Origin of the sequence: Rhodanobacter sp. Root480 (genome assembly GCF_001426645.1) — a bacterium.
GTDB lineage: Bacteria > Pseudomonadota > Gammaproteobacteria > Xanthomonadales > Rhodanobacteraceae > Rhodanobacter > Rhodanobacter ginsenosidimutans.
Genome location: NZ_LMEX01000001.1, coordinates 435,438 through 453,936 on the forward strand (window position 1 = coordinate 435,438; position 18,499 = coordinate 453,936).

Sequence of the window (18,499 nt, forward strand, 5' to 3'; positions counted from 1 at the left end):
CCCTCTCCCGCTTGCGGGAGAGGGTGCCCGAAGGGCGGGAGAGGGAGCGGGCGGAGCGCGGGGCTGCAGGTTGCGCTGGCCCTCTCCCCAACCCCTCTCCCGCAAAGCGGGAGAGGGGCTTTATCAGCCGAACCTGCCGGTGATGTAATCCTCGGTCTGCTTCTTGCCCGGCTTGGTGAAGATCCTTTCCGTCGGCCCGAATTCCACCAGCTCGCCCAGGTACATGAACGCGGTGAGGTCGGAGCAACGCGCCGCCTGCTGCATGTTGTGGGTGACGATGACGATGGTGAATTCGCCTTTCAGCTCCTCCACCAGCTGCTCGATACGGCCGGTGGCGATCGGATCGAGCGCGGAGGTCGGTTCGTCCAGCAACAGCACTTCAGGCTTCAGTGCGATCGCACGGGCGATGCACAGGCGTTGTTGCTGGCCGCCGGAAAGCCCCAGCGCATTCTGTTTCAGCTTGTCCTTCACCTCGTCCCATAGCGCGGCGCTGCGCAGCGCCTGCTCAACGCGGTTTTCCATGTCCGGCCTGGACAGCTTCTCGTGGTGGCGGATGCCGTAGGCCACGTTCTCGAAGATCGTCATCGGGAACGGCACCGGCTTCTGGAACACCATGCCGACCTTGCTGCGCAACCGGTTCAGCGAGTAGCCGGGCGCGAGGATGTTTTCGCCGTCCAGTTCGATCGAGCCTTCCGCGCGCAGCTTCGGATAGATCGCGTAGATGCGGTTGAAAATGCGCAGCAACGTGGACTTGCCGCAACCGGAAGGCCCGATGATCGAGGTGACCTGCTTCTCCGGCACGTTCATGTCGATGCCTTTCAGCGCATGGAAATCGCCGTAGTGAAAGTGCAGGTCGCGCACCGTGATCTTGGTCGCGGCGGCTGACGCGGCGGGCGCGGAATCAGTCATGGGATACCTTGGTACGGGAAAGGATCAGGCGGGAAACGAGGCTCAGCAGCAGTACGAACATGGTGATCACGAACGCGCCAGCCCACGCCAACGCGTGCATGGATTCGCCCGGGTCGTTGGCGTACTGGTAGATGATCTGCGGCAGGCTGGACATCTTCTCCATCGGGTTGATGGCCATGAAGTTGTTGCCGAACGCGGTGAACAGCAGCGGTGCGGTCTCGCCGCTGATTCGCGCCAGCGCCAGCAGCACGCCGGTGACGATGCCCGAGCGCGCAGCGCGGATCAGCACCTGCACGGTCAGTTTCCATTGCGGCACGCCCAGCGACAGCGCGGCCTCACGCAGCGTGGCTGGCACCAGCCGCAGCATTTCGTCGGTGGTGCGCACGATCACCGGCAGGGCGATCAGCGCCAGCGCCACGCCGCCGGCGAAACCGGAGAACGTGGTCGAGCCGTTGGTCAGCGCCGTGCTGGGCAGCACGATGATGGTGTAGACGAACAGGCCCATCACGATCGACGGCGCCGACAGCAGGATGTCGTTGAGGAAGCGGATGGATTCGCCGAGCTTGGTGCGGTTGGCGTATTCGGCCAGCCAGGTGCCGGCCAGCACGCCGATCGGCGTGGCGATGGCGATGCCCACGAAGTTGATGATCAGGCTGCCGACCATCGCGTTGGCCAGGCCACCATCCTCGCCGTAGGCGGTGATTTTCGTGAACAGTTTCAGATCCAGCGCGCTGATGCCCTGGCGCAGGGTTTCCCACAGGATCCATGCCAGGAAAGCCAGCCCGACCAGGGTGGCCAGCGTACTCAGCAACATCGCCAGCGCATTGGTGATGCGGCGGCGCAGGTACAAGGCGTTCATGCGGCGTCCCCCCAGTCCTTGCAGGAGTCAGCTCGCAGGCGATGCTTCCGCGAATCCCCCATCTCGAATCCCGAATCCCGGCTATCCATCATCGCCCCTCCTTGCTGGCCAGCCGTCGCAACATCAGCCGCGCGATCAGCAGCACGATGAAGGTGACCACGAACAGCAGGAACGCCAGCGCCATCAGCGCCGACTTCTGCAGGCCCACCGCTTCACTGAACTGGTTGGCGATGGCGGAGGCGATGGACGTGCCCGGATCCAGCAGCGACGACGACAGGCGCATCGAGTTGCCCAGCACGAAGGTCACCGCCATGGTCTCGCCCAGCGCGCGGCCCAGGCCCAGGAAGATGCCGCCGATCACCGCCGAACGCGTGTACGGCAGCACGATGTTCCATGCCACTTCCCACGTGCTGGAACCCAGCGCATAGGCCGACTCCTTCAGCGGCGTGGGCACGGTCTGGAAGACCTCGCGCATCACCGACGAAATGAACGGGATGACCATGATCGCCAGCACGATGCCGGCCACCAGGATGCTGGCGCCAAAGGGGTAATCGCTGCCGAACAGCTTGCCGACGACGGGCACGTGTTCGGCCACCCATGACAGCTGGCCATCATCGGGTTTGTTGCCGAGGTTGTTGGTCAGCCAAGGCTTGAGGTGTTCGGCGAAGAACGGGGCGAAGATGAAAAGCCCCCACATGCCGTAGATGATCGAGGGGATGCCGGCCAGCAGCTCGATCGCCGATGCCACCGGCGTGCGCAACCATGCCGGCGCCACTTCGGAAAGATAGAGCGCGATGCCGAAGCTGATCGGCACGGCGATCAGCAGCGCGATGAACGAGGTGGCCAGCGTGCCGTACACCGGCACCAGTGCGCCGTAGACGTCGTTGCCCGGGTCCCACTCCGAGCTGATCAGGAAGTGCCAGCCGAACGTGGCGAACGCCTCGCGCCCGCCCCACAACGTGGCACCGGCGGCGCCCAGCAGCGCGGCCAGCACGATCAGCGCACAGCCCTTCAACAGCCAGCGGAACAGCCGCTCGTGGCGGGCATCGCGGCGGGTGCGCTGTTCGAGGATGTCGGTGGATGACGCGATGGACATGGACGGACTCGGTTGATGCGTGGTTGGGCAGTACTGCCACACCGTTCGCCCTGAACGCAGGCGCGGAGGGAGCGAAGCCGAGGGGAGGACGACTTCGCAACGCTACGCTCAGGGCGAACGATGCGGCGTGAAGCTGACAGCACGGTGGGGCGCATCGTTTGCAGCGATACGCCCCGTCGTGCCGCGGAACCTCAGTGCTTGAACTCGGCCGCCCAGTACGCCTCGATCTGCTTCACCAGGGCCGCGGGAAGCGGCACGTAGTCGAGATCACTGGCGGCCTTCTGGCCGTTTTCCAGCGCGTACTTGAAGAAGTCGAAGGCTGTCTTGCTGTTGCCGGCGTTCTTCGGCGTCTTGTACATGATCATCCAGGTGGTGGCGGTGATCGGCCACGCCTTGGCGCCGGGGGCGTTGGTCATGATCAGGTTGAAATCCTGGGTGCTGGCCCAGTCGGCCGTGGCCGCGGCGGCGGCGAAGCTGTCCGCGTCAGGTGCCACCACGTTGCCGGCAGCGTTCTTCAGGTCGGTCCAGCTGAGCTTGTTCTTCACCGCGTAGGCATATTCGACGTAGCCGATCGAACCCTTGATCTGCTTCACGTACTGCGACACGCCCTCGTTGCCCTTGCCGCCCACGCCGGTCGGCCATTCCACCGCCGTGCCGAATTTCACCTGGCTGGCCCAGGTCGGGCTGACCTTGGACAGGAAGTTGGTGAAGTTGAACGAGGTGCCCGAACCATCCGAGCGGTGCACCACCGTGATCTTGCCGGCGGGCAGCTTCAGGCCGGCATTCAGCGCGGCGATCTTCGGGTCGTTCCAGTTGTTGATCTTGCCCAGGAAGATGTTGGCCAGGGTGGTGCCGTCCAGCTTGATCTGGCCTGCCTGCACACCGGCGATGTTGACCACCGGCACGATGCCGCCGACCACGATCGGGAACTGGCCCAAGCCGAATTTCTTCAGGTCTTCCGCCTTCATCGGCGCATCGGACGCGCCGAAATCGATGGTGCCTTCCTTGATCTGCGCGATGCCGGCGCCGGAACCGACCGACTGGTAGTTGAGGCGGTTGCCGGTCTGCTCCGCGTACGCGGCCGACCACTTGGACATCACCGGGTAGACGAAGCTGGAGCCGGCACCGGTGATGTCGGTGGCCTGGGCGGCCATGCCGAATGTCGAGGCGACGGCCAGCGTCGCCACGGCGGCGAAGCGGATGGGAGTTTTGCGAAGGGTCAACACGGGTTAGCTCCTTGGAAGGACGTCAAAGGTGACGGCGTCATTTCAGGTCTTTCGTGTTGCCATTGGATGATGCGAATGTTGCAGCAGGATGACAGTGGGGTTTGGGGCAGGGAAAACGACGCAGGGAATCGGGAGCGAAAAGGGCGCCGCACCGCCCCTCAAGCCACATTCAGACCGCTGTGTGCCTGCTCGAACAACTCCATCTGCCGCCAGCGGTTGACCACGCTGCAGAACAGTTCGGCCGTGCGCTCGGCGTCATAAACGGCCGAATGGGCTTCGCGGCTGTCGAATGGATGGCCGGCGGCCAGTACTGCCTTGCTCAATACGGTCTGGCCATAGGCGAGTCCGCCAAAGCTCACCGTGTCGAAACAACTGAAGGGATGGAACGGGTTGCGCTTGTGTCCGCAGCGACGCACCGCCTGGTTGAGAAAGCCCAGGTCGAACGCGGCGTTGTGACCGACCAGGATCGCCCGCTGGCATTCGGCGCCGCGCACCGCATCGCGTACGGCTTGAAAGATGAAGTCCAGCGCCAGCCGCTCGGCCAGTGCGCCGCGCAGCGGGTTGTACGGGTCGATGCCGGTGATTTCCAGCGAACGCGGGTCGAGATTGGCGCCGGGAAACGGCTCCACATGCGTCGATACGGTCGGCTGCAGCCGCAGGTAACCCTCGGCGTCCATTGATAACGGAACCGCCGCTATCTCCAGCAAGGCATCGTGCTGTGCATCGAAGCCGCCGGTTTCGACGTCCACCACCACGGGCAGGAAACCGCGGAACCGCTCGGCCATGCGCGGTGTTTTGCTGTTCGGGATTTGCATCGGCGAAGCATATCAGCCGAGTGCTTCAACGCGGGTTGCGCCGCCTGTCGCCGTACTGTCATCAAAACGGCATCGCGCTGTAAAACGCGCACGTCAATCTGTCATGGCTGCTTGTCGCGCACCCCGCAATGACGCGGGCGCACGGCGAAAACTTTCCCACCTATGACGGAGTACACCATGCGTTGCAGATTGATCGCGGTAGCCATTGCGGCCGGCTTGGGCCTCGCCAGTTTCAGTTCCATCGCGGCACCGCAGGCGACCAACAGCGGCGATGTGGCGTTGCTCAGGGCACAACTGGCCGACTTGCAGGCGAAGGTCGATGCGCTGGAACAGCGTACCGATGCGCAGTCCGACATCAACGTCAGCACCGGCCAGGCGGTGGAGAAGGCGACCAACCTGACCAGCGCCAGCGACAAGAAGCTTGCGGCGCTGGAAAAGGCGGTCAACAACACCAAACTGTCCGGCAAGATGTACTTCGACTTCACCAACATCGACCAGAAAAACAGCGACACCGGCAAGACCGACGCCTCCGGCATCGGCCTGGATGTGAAGCGCTTCTACCTCGGCGTCGATCACAAATTCAGTGACATCTGGTCGGCCAGCCTCACCACCGACTTCAATTACGCCAGCAGCGACGGCCAGACCAGCGTCTTCGTCAAGAAGGCGTATGCGCAGGGCAAGTTCAGCGATGCGGCGGTGCTGCGCATCGGTTCGACCGACATGCCGTGGATTCCGTTCGCCGAGAAGTTCTACGGCTTCCGCTATGTCGAGAACACGCTCACCGATCGCCTGAAGTATGGCAACTCGGCTGACTGGGGCCTGCACATGGGTGGCGACCTGGCCGGCAAGACGGTCAGCTACGCGGTGTCGGTGGTCAACGGCCGTGGCTATAAGAATCCTGGCCGCAGCAAGGGTGTGGACGTCGAGGCACGCGTGGGTTTCGTGCCGTTCGACAACATGGTTGTGGCCGTCGGTGGCTACAGCGGCCATCGCGGTCAGGAAACCGAAAACATCAACGCGACCAACACCGCCAGCCGCGGCGACCTGATGGTGGCGTATGCCAGCGACGCGTTCCGCGTGGGCGCCGAGTACTTCACCGCGAAGAACTGGAACAACGTGCTGAACCCGATCTCCGACAAGGCCGATGGGTACTCGCTGTGGGCCAGCGTGGCGGTGGCGGACGGGGTGAACCTGTTCGCACGCTACGACAACGCAAAGCTCAGCAAGGATCTGGACAAGGGCAACAAGGACGTCTACTACAACGCCGGCGTCGAGTTCCAGGTCACCAAGGGCTTCAAGCTGGCAGGCGTGTGGAAGCACGAAAATGCCAAGAAGACGGTCACCGCGCCGGTGCCGCTGCACGTGCAGAGCGTGAAGACCAACGAGATCGGCGTGTTCGGCGAACTGTCATTCTGATGCAACACGTCCCGGGCAAGCTGTTGTCCGGGCGTGGTGGCTGACAACGGACGGCTATCGGAAAGGAGTTTTACCCAGGGAAGGAAAAACGGCGGGCATTGCCCGCCGTTTGCTTTTGGGAATGCCGCGCGCAAAAGCTCTCGCGAATCCCGAATCCCGAATCCCGAATCCCGAATCCCGGCCCTAAACCGTCTTGTCCTTGTACCGGCACAAATCGCGTATCACGCAATTCGGGCAATCGGGTTTGCGTGCCTTGCATACGTAGCGGCCGTGCAGGATAAGCCAGTGATGCGCGTCGAGCTTGAACTCGGTCGGCACCACTTTCTCCAGCTTGTCCTCGACCGCGCGCACGTCCTTGCCTGGCGCCAGGCCGGTGCGGTTGGCGACGCGGAAGATGTGCGTGTCGACCGCGATGGTCGGCTCGCCAAAGGCCGTATTCAGCACCACGTTGGCGGTCTTGCGGCCCACGCCAGGCAGCGCTTCCAGTTCGGCACGGGTGCGCGGCACCTCGCCGTGGTGCTGCTCGATCAGCAGGCGGCACAGCGCGATGACGTTTTTTGCCTTGGCGTTGAACAGGCCGATCGTGCTGATGTACTTCTTGAGCCCGTCCTCGCCCAGCGCCAGGATCGCCTGCGGTGTATTGGCCACCGGGTACAGCTTCTTCGTGGCCTTGTTCACGCCCACGTCGGTGGCCTGCGCCGACAGCACCACTGCCACCAGCAACTCGAACGGCGTGGTGTAGACCAGCTCGGTTTTCGGATGCGGGTTGAGTTCGCGCAGGCGCGAGAACAGTTCGATGATGTCGGCGCGCTTCATTGGCGGGATGGCCCCTGTTTTGCGCGGGCGCGGGCCAGCGCCGCCAATACCGGGTTGGTCTCGACCGCGACCTTGCGCGCCGCCAGCTCGGCCTCGCGCTGCGCCTGTTCGCGCGCCAGTCGTGCCTCGCGCCGCTGGAAATGCTCGCGTGCGGTATCGGCATGGACCACGTCGCCGGCCTGCGCCAGCGGCATCGGTTCCAGCACGATGCAGTCGACCGGGCAGGCGGCCACGCACAGTTCGCAGCCGGTGCAATCGTCGGCGATGACGGTATGCATCAACTTGGCCGCACCCACGATGGCGTCGACTGGGCAGGCCTGGATGCATTTGGTGCAGCCGATGCAGTCGGCCTCCACGATGCGCGCCAGCGTGCGCGGTTTCTCGATGCCGTGGTCGGGATTCAACGGCAGCACGGGCTGATCGAGCAATGCGGCCAGCTTCGCGATACCGGCCGCGCCACCGGGCGGACACTGGTTGATCGGCGCCTCGCCACGGGCCATCGCCTCGGCGTACGGCCGGCAACCGTGGTAGCCACATTGCTCGCACTGGGTTTGCGGCAGCAAGGCGTCGATGCGGTCAGCCAGGGTGTCGATGGGCGCACTCATGCGAAAGGGTTGGAGCGGGAATAATGGGTGGTCACTGCGGTATTGTCCCGCAACTTTCATCCAACGGAGCGTGCCATGAAATCGTCGTATCTCGCGTCCCTGCTGCTCGCTGCCGTGCTCGGCGCCGGCGGCTCGATCCTGCTCACCCATTCGACATCCGCGCAGGCGGCAACGCCAACGGGCGACACGATCACGGTATTCGTCGATGCGACCTTCGGTTTCCGCAAGGCGCACATGGCCGACAAGCTGACCAAGTCGCATGCGGAATACGCCGCCCGCGGCTATCGTTTCGTGGCCATGTCGCCGTACAGCGAGAACGGCGATCTGGTGGGTTTCTTCGTGACGTACGCGAGGTGACAGCCCTGTAGGAGCGCACCCTGTGCGCGATGCTCTTCGGCACGTACAGAAAAGCATCGCGCACAGGGTGCGCTCCTGCAACGCTCGATTCAGCGGACGGTGGCGCCGGGCTGGGCGCCCTGATCCGCATCCAGCAGGAACAGGTCGCTGCCGCCGTTGCCGGCGGACAGGATCATGCCCTCGGACAGGCCGAAACGCATCTTGCGTGGCGCCAGGTTGGCGATGAACACCACGTTGCGGCCGACCAGCTTCTCCGGTTCGCCATAGGCGGCGCGGATGCCGGAGAAGATCTGTCGCGTGCCCAGTTCGCCGGCGTCCAGTTCGAAGCGCAGCAGCTTGTCCGAGCCTTCCACGAATTCGCAGGCCCGCACCTTGCCGATGCGCAGGTCGAGTTTGGCGAAGTCGTCGATGGATATGGTGGCGGAATCCTGGGCTTCGGGATTTGCGGCAGGCTTGGGGCTGTCGTTCATGGGCTTCTTCTTTTTATCGGCAACGGGTGCTTCGGCAGGCGTGGTGCCCAGTGATTCCTTCGACGCTTCCACCATCGCCTCGATGCGCTTGGGATCGAGCCGGCCCAGCAGCGGTTCGAAAGCGTTGATGGTGTGGCCGAACAGCGTGCGGCGGGCATCGTCGAAATCGGCGATCGGCGCGGCCAGGAAGGCTTCCGCCGCGGCCACGGTGGTCGGCAGGATCGGTTTCAGCAAGCCGGAAAGCAGGCGGAAGCCGTGCAGCGCCAGCGTGCAGACTTGCTGCAATTCCTCGCGTCGCGCGGCGTCCTTGGCGATCACCCACGGCGCCTTGGCCGCGATGTAGCCGTTGACCAGATCCGCGATGGCGACGAAGCGGCGGGTGACGTCGGCGAACTCGCCGGTTTCGTACAGCGCGTCGATGCCGTTGTAGTGCGACAGCAGCTCCTGCCACAGCGCGGCTTCCTCGGCGTCGAAGTGATTGGCCAGCTTGCCGTCGAAAAACTTCTGCGTGAAACCCGCGGTGCGGCTGGCGATGTTCACCCACTTGCCGATCAGGTGCGAGTTGATCCGCTCCTCGAATGCCTTCAGGTCCAGGTCCACGTCGACCGGCGCGTCGTTGAGCATGGTGGCGAAGTAGTAGCGCAGGCATTCCGGATGCAGGCCAGCGTCGAGATAGGTGCGCGCCTGGATGAAGGTGCCGCGCGACTTGGACATCTTGGCGCCGTTGACGGTGAGGTAGCCGTTGACGTGCAGCGCGGTCGGCGTGCGGAAGCCGGCGCCGTGCAGCATCGCCGGCCAGAACAGGCCGTGGAAATTGATGATGTCCTTGCCGATGAAGTGGTGCATCTCGGCGGTGCTGTCGGCGGCCAGGAAGTCGTCGAACTTCAGGCCGGTGCGGTCGCACAACGCCTTGAAGCTGGCCAGGTAGCCGACCGGCGCATCCAGCCACACATAGAAGAACTTGCCCGGCGCATCGGGGATGGGAAAGCCGAAGTAGGGCGCATCGCGCGAGATGTCCCAGTCCTTCAGGCCGCCATCCAGCCATTCGCGCAGCTTGGCGCTGACGCCGCTGTTGGCCACCGGCTTGCCGTCGGTGAACTTGCCCGCGAACCAGTCGCGCAACAGCGTCTCGAACTTGCCCAGCTCGAAGAAGTAATGCTCCGAATCGCGCAGCATGGGCGTGGCGCCGGACATCACCGAATACGGGTTGATCAGGTCGGTGGGCGCGTAGGTGGCGCCGCAGTTTTCGCAGTTGTCGCCGTACTGGTCGGGCGTGCCGCATTTCGGGCAGGTGCCCTTGATGTAGCGGTCGGGCAGGAACATCTGCTTTTCGGGATCGAACAACTGCTGGATCGAGCGGCGCGCAATGGAGCCGCCATCGCGCAGGCGCGTGTAGATCAGCGTGGCCAGCTCGCGATTCTCGTCCGAATGCGTGGTGTGGTAATGGTCGAACGCCACGCCGAACGCGGCGAAATCCGCCTCGTGACCCTGGCGGATGCCGTCGATGAAAACCTCCGGCGTCACACCGGCTTTTTCGGCGGCCAGCATGATCGGCGTGCCGTGCGCGTCGTCGGCGCAGACGTAGATCGCTTCGTTGCCGCTCATTCGCTGCGCCCGCACCCAGATATCGGCCTGGATGTAGCCCAGCAGATGGCCCATGTGCAGCGGGCCATTGGCGTAGGGCAGGGCGTTGGTGACGAGGAGGCGGCGACTCATGGTGTGCGGTTTCCGGTGATGACTGCACATTATGGCATGGCGTTTCCACCGTTCCGAACGCGTATGCCGCGGTCAACGATGGGCGCGGATTGCGTGTCGATGCGCAGCTGTCTACATTGTGCCGCTTCGCTGTTGATGGAAATCTCGCAATGCAGACAAGGGTGCCCATGGTCACCGACGGGCCACCCCTCGCAGCGGCGACTCGCGCCACGCGACTCACGTTTCTGGTGTCCGGTATCGGCATGGCGGCCTGGGCGCCGATGGTGCCGTATGCCAAGGCGCGCCTGGCGCTGGACGATGCGACGCTGGGCCTGGTGCTGCTGGCGTTTGGCGGCGGCTCGATGGTGGCGATGCCGCTGGTCGGCATGCTCACCGAGCGCTTCGGCAGTCGACGGGTGATCGGCATCGGCGGCTTGATGTTGTGCACGGCGTTGCCGCTGCTGGCGCTCGCGCCCGGCATCGTGTCGCTGGCGTTGGCGCTGCTGTATTTCGGCATGGCGCTGGGTGCCGTGGATGTGGCGATGAATGCGCATGCGGTGGAGGTGGAGCGGCGTGCGCAACGGCCGTTGATGTCCGGCTTCCACGGCTTGTTCAGCGTGGGCGGCTTGAGTGGCGCCGCGGGTATGAGCGCGCTGCTGGCGCTGGGTTTGCCGCTACTGGCTGGCGCGCTGGTGATCGCGGGCTTGATGGCGTTGATCGTGATCACCCAATGGCGCCACCTGATCGGCCTGATCGCCGCCGCGGCCGGGCACAGTGCGGCGTTCCGCTGGCCACGTGGCCCGGTGCTTTTGCTGGGTCTGGTTTGCTTCGTCAGCTTTATGGCCGAGGGCGCGATGCTGGACTGGAGCGCGGTGTTCCTGCGTGATTTCCGCGGCGTGTCGGTGGCGTCGGCAGGCTTGGGCTATGCCGGTTTTTCGGTGGCAATGGCGTTGGGTCGGTTGACCGGCGATCGCACGATTGCCCGCTTCGGCCCGGTGGCCAGCGTGCGTGTGGGTGCAGCCACGGCGGCGGCGGGTTTGCTGATTGCGGCGGCGGTGCCGTGGCCGGCTGCCGCCATGCTCGGCTTCGTGCTGGTGGGGCTGGGTGCGGCGAATATCGTGCCGGTGATGTTTGGCGCGGCGGGCCGGTTGCCCGGCGTATCGCCGGCGGTTTCCATCGCCACGGTGACCACGCTGGGTTATGCCGGCTTGCTCAGTGGCCCGGCGCTGATCGGCTTTCTGGCCCACGCCAGCAGCCTGCCGATCGCGCTGGCGGCGGTGGGCGGTCTTTTGATCATGGTTTCGATATCGGCGCGGGTGGTGCGGTGATGAACAGGGAAAACAGTTTCGACACGGTGGTATTCGACCTGGGCGGGGTGCTGATCGACTGGGACCCGCGCTATCTGTACCGGCGCCTGTTCGATGACGAGGCGGCGATGGAGCGTTTCCTGGCCGAAATCTGCACGCCGCTGTGGAACCACCAGCAGGACGCCGGCCGTTCCTGGCACGAAGCCGTGGCCATGTTGAGCGCGCAGCATCCGCAGCACGCGGAGCTGATCGGTGCGTTCCACACCCGCTGGCCGGAAATGCTGGGCGGTGCCATCGCGCCGAGTGTGGCCATACTGGATGAACTGCGCGGTCGCGGCCTGCGGTTGTACGCGCTGACCAACTGGTCGCGGGAAACATTTCCGATGGCGCGCGAGCGCTACGAGTTCCTGCGCTGGTTCGACGGCATCGTGGTGTCGGGCGAGGAAGGCCTGGCCAAGCCCGACCCGGTGATCTTCCAGCGCACGATCGAGCGCTTCTCGCTGGTTCCGCGGCAGACGATCTACATCGACGATGCGCCGCGCAATGTGGCGGCGGCGTTCCAGGCCGGCATGCACAGCTTGCGGTTCCAGGATGCGGAAACGCTGCGCGCACAGCTTTGCCGCCTCGGCGTGCTGGCGCCAGCGGCGGCCTGAGACGCGTCGCAAAAAAAAAGCCCCGGACCGGCCGGGGCTTTTCATTCGTGCGGGCAAGGTTTCAGTCCTGCCGTTCCCAGGTCTGCGTGCGGCCCAGCAGCGAGAAACCGATATAGCCGTGCACGTCGAGTTTCTGGCCGTCGTCGCTGACGGTCAGCTTCACCTTGTACGTCTTGCCGTTTTTCGGATCGAGGATCTTGCCGCCGTCCCATACGTCGCCATCCTTGCTGACGCCCCACATGATGTTCATGCCTTCGATCGGCTGGTTCTTGCGCTCGCCGCTGCACTTGTCGCACACCGGATTCGGGCCGTCATCCGACTGCAGGATCTTGATCACCTTCGCCTGCAATTCGCCGTCGGTTTCAGTGATCTGCACCAGCGACTTCGGCTTCTGGGTGTTGTCGTCGATGGTTTTCCAGGTGCCGACGGGCGAGGTGTTGGCGGCGAAGACGCTGCCGGCGGCCAGCAGCAGGCCGGTTGCGAGGGTGAGACGAAAAGCGTGTTTCATGGCGTTTTTCTCCCGTACGAAAGCGTATGGAAGCGAGACTGGCGTTGATCCGTGGGGGCGTCAAGCTGCATTGCGCAAAGCACCGGCCGGCACCCGCCGCCGGCATGGCGCCAGTGATCTGCATCAACGGGTGCGCGCGGGTGCGCTGGCATAATGGGTTGTCCCCATCATCACTTCGAGTTCCCATGACCCAAGCTACCGACGCGCTGGTGCGCCAACTTCTCGGCGACCTGATCGACCCCCACACCGGCGCGCCGCTGGCCGACAACGTGCGGGCGGTAGGTGTCGACGGGGCGAGGGTCTCGGTGGATATCCAGCTGGGCTACCCGGCCGCTACAGCGATCGACGGCCTTGCTGCGCGCGTGCGGCAGGCCCTGGAAGCGAACCCGGCGATCGAGTCGGCGGCGGTGTCGATCACCAGCCGCGTCCACGTGCACAAGGTGCAAGGCACGCTGGGCCCGCTGCCCAACGTGAAGAACATCATCGTGGTGGCCTCGGGCAAGGGCGGCGTGGGCAAGTCCACCGTGTCGGCCAACCTGGCGCTGGCGCTGCAAGCCGAGGGCGCCAAGGTCGGCGTGATGGACGCCGACATCTACGGCCCCAGCCAGCCGACCATGCTGGGCGTGCACGGCAAGCCGGCGTCGCCGGACGGCAAGAGCATCATCCCGATGCAGGCGCACGGCATGCCGGTGATGTCGATCGGTTTCCTGGTGGAAGAGGACACGCCGATGATCTGGCGCGGCCCGATGGTGACCCAGGCGATGATGCAACTGATCACCGACACCCGCTGGGAACAGCTCGACTACCTCATCATCGACCTGCCGCCCGGTACCGGCGACATCCAGCTGACGTTGTCGCAGAAGGTGCCGGTGGCCGGCGCGGTGATCGTCACCACACCGCAGGACATCGCCCTGCTGGACGCACGCAAGGCGCTGAAGATGTTCGAGAAGGTGGAAGTGCCGGTGCTGGGCGTGGTGGAGAACATGGCTACCCACGTGTGCTCCAACTGCGGCCACGAGGAGAACATCTTCGGCGAAGGCGGCGGCGAGCGCATGGCCACGCAATACGGCGCGGCCTATCTTGGCTCGCTGCCGCTGGATATCCGCATCCGCGAGCAGGCCGACGGCGGCAACCCCACCGTGGTGGCGATGCCCGAGTCCGACCTTGCCGCGCGCTACCGCGAGATCGCCCGCAACGCGGCCGGCCGGCTGTCGCGCCAGCCGCGCAACAAGTCGTTGGGCCTGGGCAAGATCGTGGTGCAGGGCGCGCCCGCTGCATGACGGCGCCACGGCGCGTGTTGTGCCTCTGCGGCAGCCTGCGCCGGGCATCGTCGAACCGCGCCGCGCTGCAGGCTGCGCAGCAACTGGCACCGCCGACGTTGGAGCTTGTGCTGTACGAGGGGCTCGGCACGCTGCCGCTGTTCAATCCGGACGATGAAGTCGATCCGCTGCCGCCTTCGGTGCTGGCGCTGCGTGCAGCCGTCGGCACCGCTGATGCCTTGCTGGTCGCCTGCCCGGAATACGCCCACGGCGTACCTGGCGCGTTCAAGAACCTGCTGGACTGGTTGGTCGGCAGCCTGGAGTTTCCCGGCAAGCCGGTGCTGTTGCTGAATACCTCGGCGCGCGATTCGTATCATGCGCAAGCGTCGCTGGCGGAAATTCTCTCCACCATGTCGGCGCCACTGCTGACCTCGCAACCGTTGACTGTGGCGCTTCCGGGCGCTGGCTGCACAGCGGCGCAGGTACTGGGCAGCGCTGATCGCTGCGCGGAATTGCGGGCGGTGCTGGGCATTCTGGCCACGGCTATTTAGACGCGCAGTCGCGTTGGTTCTTGTGGGAGCGGCTTCAGCCGCGATGCTTCTGCCTCTGGGCTCCACAGCAAGAGCATCGCGACTGAAGTCGCTCCCACAAGCCCGCTGCGCTGGCGCAGCAGCACTCCTACCATGTATTTTTGCCGCTTTGCGCCCGGTTTGACCGGGCCGTCCCGACCGAACCGGAGACAGCGTGAGCATCAAACCCGACAAGTGGATCCGCCGCATGGCCGAGCAGCACGGCATGATCGAGCCGTTCGAACCCGGCCAGGTGAAGGTTCGGGACGAGCAGCGGCTGATCTCCTACGGCACTTCCAGCTACGGCTACGACGTGCGCTGCGCCCGCGAGTTCAAGGTGTTTACCAACATCAACTCCACCATCGTCGATCCGAAGTCGTTCGATCCGAACAGCTTCGTGGACGTGGAGGCGGATGTCTGCATCATCCCGCCCAATTCCTTCGCGCTGGCGCGCACCATCGAGTACTTCCGGATACCGCGCAAGGTGCTCACCATCTGCCTGGGCAAAAGCACCTACGCGCGCTGCGGCATCATCGTCAACGTGACGCCGCTGGAGCCCGAGTGGGAAGGCCACGTGACGCTGGAGTTCTCCAACACCACCCCGCTGCCCGCGAAAATCTACGCCAACGAGGGCGTGGCGCAGATGCTGTTCCTCGAATCCGACGAGGAATGCGAGACCAGCTACAAGGACCGTGGCGGCAAGTATCAGGGCCAGCAGGGCGTGACCTTGCCGCGTACGTGAACGAAACACGCCCGGTGGTCCGCAGGACCGCCGGCGGCCGCTACACTTCGCCGGTGCAACGATGATTTTTCAGGAGAGTCCGATGATCCGTTTTTCCATCCTGCTGACCCGAATTGCCGCCATGGCCTTGCTGGGCAGTGTGGTATTGCTCGCCGGTTGCAGCCTGGGTGGCACCAAGGAGGGCATCAGCACCAACGCCATGCGCGGGCAGTTCGACGCCACCATCAAGGCCTACAAGAACGGTCAGTTCCTGGTCGATGGCGCGGTGCTTTCCGCGCTGGATACCGGCAGCCACTTTGCCTACCTGAAAGACCAGGGCAAGCTGCCCAAGACCGTGCTGCTCGAGCGCAGCGACGACTCCAAGATCCGCAAGCAGCACCTGCAGTACATGGCGCGGATGCAGGATGACTACAAGTTCACGGTGTATTTCGATGACGACGGCACGCTGAAGCGGATCAACCCGATCGAGACCGAGGCCCGTCCGCTGCAGGAGACCCACGCGCCGGTGCAGATGAACAAGCAGCAGCGCGGCAAGGATGCGGCCGGCAAGGATTTCGATCCCAATCCGCAGCCCTGAGTCGCTCCCCGCAGCAACGAAAGCCCGCGCTCAGTCGCGGGCTTTTTCGTGCCCCCAGTGCTGGCGCAGCGCCGCCAGTCGCGCCGTCGCCTCGTCCGGCTGGTAGGGCATGGACGTGCCATGGCCCCACACCGGACCGGGCCAGGCGTCGTCGCCTTCGCGGCGGGCCACCACGTGTACATGCAGCTGCCGCACCACGTTGCCCAGTGCGCCGATGTTGAGCTTGTCGCAGGGCGCCACCGAGCGCAGCGCGGCGGCGGCCTGGTCCACCTCCCGCCACAGCCGTGCGCGCTCGTCATCGGCCAGGTCGGTGACTTCGGCCAACCCCGGTCGGCGCGGCACCAGGATCAGCCAGGCGTAGCGCGCGTCGTTCATCAGGCGCACCTCGCACAACGGCAAGGTGGTGACGGCAAACGTGTCGGCGGCGAGCCGCGGGTCGAGTGTGAAGCTCATGCGGCGGCCAATTGCGTTGCGAAGAAATCCAGCGTGCGCTGCATCGCCAGCTTCGCGCTGGCCTCGTGGTAGCTGGAGTTGCCGTCGCGGTTGAACGCGTGATCGGCGCCGGGGTAGGTGAAGGTTTCCATCTGCGGCAGGGCATCGCGGTGTTTGGCAACTGCCTCGGGCGGGATGTTGGGGTCCTTCTCGCCGAAGTGGAACATCACCGGAGCCTTCGGCGTTTCATGCAGAAACGGCAGGTTGCGCGCGCCGTAGTAGCTCACCGACGGCAGGCCCAGGCGCAGCGCCGCCAGCAACGCCACCGTGCCGCCCCAGCAATAGCCGACGGTACCGATCTTTCCCGCCGAGGCGATGGATTCGGCCGCGCTGGCCACGTCTTCCAGCGCGCGCTCCAGCCCCAGTTCGGTGACCAGTGCCTTGCCCCGGGCGGCGCCGCCGCGGTCGTAGGCCAGTTCCACGCCGGACTCCAGCCGGTCGAAGAACGCCGGGGCGATCGCCACGTAACCGTGTGCGGCGAAGCGATCGGCCATGTCGCGAATATGCGCGGTCACCCCGAAAATCTCCTGGATCACCACCAGGCCACCCTTCGGCTGGCCCTGCGGCCGCGCCAGATAACCGCCGATGCACTGCGTGCCGGAGGTGGGAATGTTGATGGGCTGACCCATGGCTGGCTCCTGTGGGGAAAAGGGGATTCTAGGCCTCGGGCGGGGAGGGCGTGGCATGCGCGACGGGGAATGACGCATGACCCACCGAGGCCGCCCTCGGCGTCATGCCGCATTCCCGTATAATTGCCTGTTGCCCCGCAGTTTCACGGTATCGACGCCCATGTCCCAACCTGCCCACAAGATCGGTTTCGTCAGTCTCGGCTGCCCCAAGGCACTGGTCGATTCCGAGCGCATCCTGACCCAGCTGAAGGTCGAGGGTTACGAGATCGTGCCCAGCTACAACGCGGCCGATGCGGTGGTGGTGAACACTTGCGGCTTCATCGACGCGGCGGTGCAGGAGTCGCTGGATTCGATCGGCACCGCGCTCAACGAGAACGGCAAGGTCATCGTCACCGGTTGCCTGGGCAAGCGCGAGAGCCTAATCCGCGAGGCGTACCCCGAGGTGCTGTCGGTCAGCGGTCCGCAGGACTACACCAGCGTGATGGGTGCGGTGCACGCCGCCTTGCCGCCGCAGCGCAACCGGTTCCTCGACATCGTGCCGGACACCGGCGTGAAGCTGACGCCCAAGCACTACGCGTACCTGAAGATTTCCGAAGGCTGCAATCACCGCTGCAGCTTCTGCATCATCCCGTCGATGCGCGGCAACCTGGTCTCCCGCCCGGTCGACGAGGTGCTGATCGAGGCGGAGAAGCTGGTGAAGGGCGGCGTGAAGGAGCTGCTGGTGATCTCGCAGGACACCAGCGCCTATGGCGTCGACGTGAAGTACGCCGAGCACGATTGGCGCGGCAAGGCCTACCGCACGCGGATGACCGAGCTGTGCGAGGGCCTGTCCGAACTGGGCGTGTGGACGCGGCTGCACTACGTCTACCCGTACCCGCACGTAGACGAGCTGATGCCGCTGATGGCGGCCGGCAAGATCCTGCCGTACCTGGATATCCCGTTCCAGCACGCCAGTCCGCGCATCCTGAAATTGATGAAGCGCCCCGGCAACATCGACAAGACGCTGGAGCGCATCCAGAACTGGCGCAAGGTGGTGCCGGACCTGACCATCCGCAGCACGTTCATCGTGGGCTTTCCCGGCGAGACCGAGGCGGAGTTCCAGGAGCTGCTGGACTTCCTGCGCGAGGCCGAACTCGACCGCGTGGGCGCCTTCACCTATTCGCCGGTCGACGGCGCGAAAGCCAACGAGCTGCCCGACCCGGTTTCCGAGGAATTGAAGGAAGACCGGCTGGAACAATTCATGGCGGTGCAGGCGGAAATTTCCGCCGCGAAACTGCAGCGCAAGATCGGCCGCACGATGAAGGTGCTGGTGGACGAGGCCGGCGCCGAGGGTGCGGTGGCACGTTCCGCCGCCGATGCGCCCGAGATCGACGGCACGGTGCTGATTGCCGACGGCCAGCAATTGAAGCCGGGCCAGTTCGTCGACGTCGTCATCGAGGATGCCGGCGAACACGACCTGCATGCGCGGCTGGCATATCCCGCGCTGAAAGTGATGTAAG

19 protein-coding genes and 1 pseudogene are annotated in these 18,499 nt (G+C 64.9%); 9 read left to right on the forward strand and 11 right to left on the reverse strand.

Going from position 1 to position 18,499, the window contains the following annotated elements; translation table 11 throughout:
• Nucleotides 1-123: 123 nt before the first annotated feature.
• The 5 genes from pstB to rnt all read right to left on the reverse strand — a co-directional run bounded on the left by pstB (nt 124) and on the right by rnt (nt 4,905).
• Nucleotides 124-909, reverse strand: a complete 786-nt coding sequence (pstB, locus tag ASD22_RS02090; RefSeq protein ID WP_056078288.1) for a phosphate ABC transporter ATP-binding protein PstB — start codon at nt 907-909, stop codon at nt 124-126.
• Entirely contained in the window at nt 902-1,768 is an 867-nt protein-coding gene (pstA, locus tag ASD22_RS02095; RefSeq protein WP_056078291.1) for a phosphate ABC transporter permease PstA, read from the reverse strand. The genes pstB and pstA overlap by 8 nt, the downstream gene beginning before the upstream one ends.
• A gap of 88 nt (nt 1,769-1,856) precedes the next feature.
• The gene (gene pstC / locus ASD22_RS02100; protein ID WP_056078294.1) at nt 1,857-2,864 is read right to left on the reverse strand and encodes a phosphate ABC transporter permease subunit PstC; all 1,008 of its coding nucleotides are present in this window, start codon (nt 2,862-2,864) and stop codon (nt 1,857-1,859) included.
• A 191-nt stretch (nt 2,865-3,055) separates the two neighbouring features.
• Nucleotides 3,056-4,087 (reverse strand): phosphate ABC transporter substrate-binding protein PstS, encoded by a 1,032-nt coding sequence (pstS, locus tag ASD22_RS02105; protein ID WP_200946332.1) that lies wholly within the window; start codon nt 4,085-4,087, stop codon nt 3,056-3,058.
• 161 nt (nt 4,088-4,248) lie between these two features.
• Entirely contained in the window at nt 4,249-4,905 is a 657-nt protein-coding gene (gene rnt, locus ASD22_RS02110) for a ribonuclease T (protein ID WP_056078300.1), read from the reverse strand.
• Between the two features lie 177 nt (nt 4,906-5,082).
• On the opposite strand from rnt, the gene ASD22_RS02115 reads away from it, so the two are divergent.
• Nucleotides 5,083-6,321, forward strand: coding sequence for a porin (locus ASD22_RS02115; RefSeq protein ID WP_056080800.1), 1,239 nt, complete (start codon nt 5,083-5,085; stop codon nt 6,319-6,321).
• Nucleotides 6,322-6,504: 183 nt separating this feature from the next.
• Here ASD22_RS02115 and nth read toward each other — a convergent pair whose 3' ends face one another.
• Both nth and ASD22_RS02125 read right to left on the reverse strand, forming a co-directional pair.
• Nucleotides 6,505-7,137, reverse strand: coding sequence for an endonuclease III (gene nth / locus ASD22_RS02120; protein WP_056078303.1), 633 nt, complete (start codon nt 7,135-7,137; stop codon nt 6,505-6,507).
• Nucleotides 7,134-7,742: an RnfABCDGE type electron transport complex subunit B gene (locus tag ASD22_RS02125; RefSeq protein ID WP_056078306.1), complete on the reverse strand. Its 609-nt coding sequence runs from the start codon at nt 7,740-7,742 to the stop codon at nt 7,134-7,136. The genes nth and ASD22_RS02125 overlap by 4 nt, the downstream gene beginning before the upstream one ends.
• 75 nt (nt 7,743-7,817) lie before the next feature.
• Here ASD22_RS02125 and ASD22_RS02130 point away from each other — a divergent pair, with 75 nt between their 5' ends.
• Nucleotides 7,818-8,099 carry a hypothetical protein gene (locus ASD22_RS02130; protein ID WP_056078308.1) on the forward strand — a complete coding sequence of 94 codons (282 nt, stop codon included), beginning with the start codon at nt 7,818-7,820 and terminating at the stop codon, nt 8,097-8,099.
• An 89-nt stretch (nt 8,100-8,188) separates the two neighbouring features.
• Here ASD22_RS02130 and metG read toward each other — a convergent pair.
• Nucleotides 8,189-10,327, reverse strand: a pseudogene (metG, locus tag ASD22_RS02135) (methionine--tRNA ligase); the annotation flags it as partial.
• Nucleotides 10,328-10,434: 107 nt separating this feature from the next.
• On the opposite strand from metG, the gene ASD22_RS02140 reads away from it, so the two are divergent.
• Together ASD22_RS02140 and ASD22_RS02145 are read left to right on the forward strand one after the other, a co-directional pair.
• Nucleotides 10,435-11,592 carry an MFS transporter gene (locus ASD22_RS02140; RefSeq protein WP_056078314.1) on the forward strand — a complete coding sequence of 386 codons (1,158 nt, stop codon included), beginning with the start codon at nt 10,435-10,437 and terminating at the stop codon, nt 11,590-11,592.
• Nucleotides 11,592-12,224 carry an HAD family phosphatase gene (locus ASD22_RS02145; protein WP_056078317.1) on the forward strand — a complete coding sequence of 211 codons (633 nt, stop codon included), beginning with the start codon at nt 11,592-11,594 and terminating at the stop codon, nt 12,222-12,224. The genes ASD22_RS02140 and ASD22_RS02145 overlap by 1 nt, the downstream gene beginning before the upstream one ends.
• Before the next feature lie 61 nt (nt 12,225-12,285).
• Here the strand turns inward: ASD22_RS02145 and ASD22_RS02150 are convergent, their stop codons facing one another.
• The gene (locus ASD22_RS02150; RefSeq protein WP_007082697.1) at nt 12,286-12,732 is read right to left on the reverse strand and encodes a DUF2147 domain-containing protein; all 447 of its coding nucleotides are present in this window, start codon (nt 12,730-12,732) and stop codon (nt 12,286-12,288) included.
• Between the two features lie 185 nt (nt 12,733-12,917).
• On the opposite strand from ASD22_RS02150, the gene apbC reads away from it, so the two are divergent.
• The 4 genes from apbC to ASD22_RS02170 all read left to right on the forward strand — a co-directional run bounded on the left by apbC (nt 12,918) and on the right by ASD22_RS02170 (nt 15,879).
• On the forward strand, nt 12,918-14,012 hold the full coding sequence (apbC, locus tag ASD22_RS02155; RefSeq protein ID WP_056078319.1) for an iron-sulfur cluster carrier protein ApbC: 1,095 nt from the start codon (nt 12,918-12,920) through the stop codon (nt 14,010-14,012).
• The gene (locus tag ASD22_RS02160) at nt 14,009-14,542 is read left to right on the forward strand and encodes an NADPH-dependent FMN reductase (RefSeq protein WP_056078322.1); all 534 of its coding nucleotides are present in this window, start codon (nt 14,009-14,011) and stop codon (nt 14,540-14,542) included. Before apbC ends, ASD22_RS02160 begins: the two co-directional genes overlap by 4 nt.
• 193 nt (nt 14,543-14,735) lie before the next feature.
• On the forward strand, nt 14,736-15,302 hold the full coding sequence (gene dcd, locus ASD22_RS02165; RefSeq protein WP_056078325.1) for a dCTP deaminase: 567 nt from the start codon (nt 14,736-14,738) through the stop codon (nt 15,300-15,302).
• Between the two features lie 82 nt (nt 15,303-15,384).
• Nucleotides 15,385-15,879, forward strand: coding sequence for a hypothetical protein (locus tag ASD22_RS02170; RefSeq protein WP_056078328.1), 495 nt, complete (start codon nt 15,385-15,387; stop codon nt 15,877-15,879).
• Between the two features lie 30 nt (nt 15,880-15,909).
• Here ASD22_RS02170 and ASD22_RS02175 read toward each other — a convergent pair whose 3' ends face one another.
• Both ASD22_RS02175 and ASD22_RS02180 read right to left on the reverse strand, forming a co-directional pair.
• Nucleotides 15,910-16,332, reverse strand: a complete 423-nt coding sequence (locus ASD22_RS02175; RefSeq protein WP_056078331.1) for an HIT domain-containing protein — start codon at nt 16,330-16,332, stop codon at nt 15,910-15,912.
• Nucleotides 16,329-17,000, reverse strand: a complete 672-nt coding sequence (locus ASD22_RS02180) for a dienelactone hydrolase family protein (protein ID WP_056078337.1) — start codon at nt 16,998-17,000, stop codon at nt 16,329-16,331. The genes ASD22_RS02175 and ASD22_RS02180 overlap by 4 nt, the downstream gene beginning before the upstream one ends.
• Before the next feature lie 160 nt (nt 17,001-17,160).
• Here ASD22_RS02180 and rimO point away from each other — a divergent pair, with 160 nt between their 5' ends.
• The gene (gene rimO, locus ASD22_RS02185) at nt 17,161-18,498 is read left to right on the forward strand and encodes a 30S ribosomal protein S12 methylthiotransferase RimO (protein ID WP_056078340.1); all 1,338 of its coding nucleotides are present in this window, start codon (nt 17,161-17,163) and stop codon (nt 18,496-18,498) included.
• The last annotated feature ends 1 nt before the right edge of the window (nt 18,499 follow it).

What these genes read in the sequence shown, in the direction of transcription:
- pstB (WP_056078288.1), bottom strand. Translation starts at nt 909, where the DNA reads ATGACTGATTCCGCGCCCGCCGCGTCAGCCGCCGCGACCAAGATCACG.
- pstA (WP_056078291.1), bottom strand. Translation starts at nt 1,768, where the DNA reads ATGAACGCCTTGTACCTGCGCCGCCGCATCACCAATGCGCTGGCGATG.
- pstC (WP_056078294.1), bottom strand. Translation starts at nt 2,864, where the DNA reads ATGTCCATCGCGTCATCCACCGACATCCTCGAACAGCGCACCCGCCGC.
- rnt (WP_056078300.1), bottom strand. Translation starts at nt 4,905, where the DNA reads ATGCAAATCCCGAACAGCAAAACACCGCGCATGGCCGAGCGGTTCCGC.
- ASD22_RS02115 (WP_056080800.1), top strand. Translation starts at nt 5,083, where the DNA reads ATGCGTTGCAGATTGATCGCGGTAGCCATTGCGGCCGGCTTGGGCCTC.
- nth (WP_056078303.1), bottom strand. Translation starts at nt 7,137, where the DNA reads ATGAAGCGCGCCGACATCATCGAACTGTTCTCGCGCCTGCGCGAACTC.
- ASD22_RS02125 (WP_056078306.1), bottom strand. Translation starts at nt 7,742, where the DNA reads ATGAGTGCGCCCATCGACACCCTGGCTGACCGCATCGACGCCTTGCTG.
- ASD22_RS02130 (WP_056078308.1), top strand. Translation starts at nt 7,818, where the DNA reads ATGAAATCGTCGTATCTCGCGTCCCTGCTGCTCGCTGCCGTGCTCGGC.
- ASD22_RS02140 (WP_056078314.1), top strand. Translation starts at nt 10,435, where the DNA reads ATGCAGACAAGGGTGCCCATGGTCACCGACGGGCCACCCCTCGCAGCG.
- ASD22_RS02145 (WP_056078317.1), top strand. Translation starts at nt 11,592, where the DNA reads ATGAACAGGGAAAACAGTTTCGACACGGTGGTATTCGACCTGGGCGGG.
- ASD22_RS02150 (WP_007082697.1), bottom strand. Translation starts at nt 12,732, where the DNA reads ATGAAACACGCTTTTCGTCTCACCCTCGCAACCGGCCTGCTGCTGGCC.
- apbC (WP_056078319.1), top strand. Translation starts at nt 12,918, where the DNA reads ATGACCCAAGCTACCGACGCGCTGGTGCGCCAACTTCTCGGCGACCTG.
- ASD22_RS02160 (WP_056078322.1), top strand. Translation starts at nt 14,009, where the DNA reads ATGACGGCGCCACGGCGCGTGTTGTGCCTCTGCGGCAGCCTGCGCCGG.
- ASD22_RS02170 (WP_056078328.1), top strand. Translation starts at nt 15,385, where the DNA reads ATGATCCGTTTTTCCATCCTGCTGACCCGAATTGCCGCCATGGCCTTG.
- ASD22_RS02175 (WP_056078331.1), bottom strand. Translation starts at nt 16,332, where the DNA reads ATGAGCTTCACACTCGACCCGCGGCTCGCCGCCGACACGTTTGCCGTC.
- ASD22_RS02180 (WP_056078337.1), bottom strand. Translation starts at nt 17,000, where the DNA reads ATGGGTCAGCCCATCAACATTCCCACCTCCGGCACGCAGTGCATCGGC.
- rimO (WP_056078340.1), top strand. Translation starts at nt 17,161, where the DNA reads ATGTCCCAACCTGCCCACAAGATCGGTTTCGTCAGTCTCGGCTGCCCC.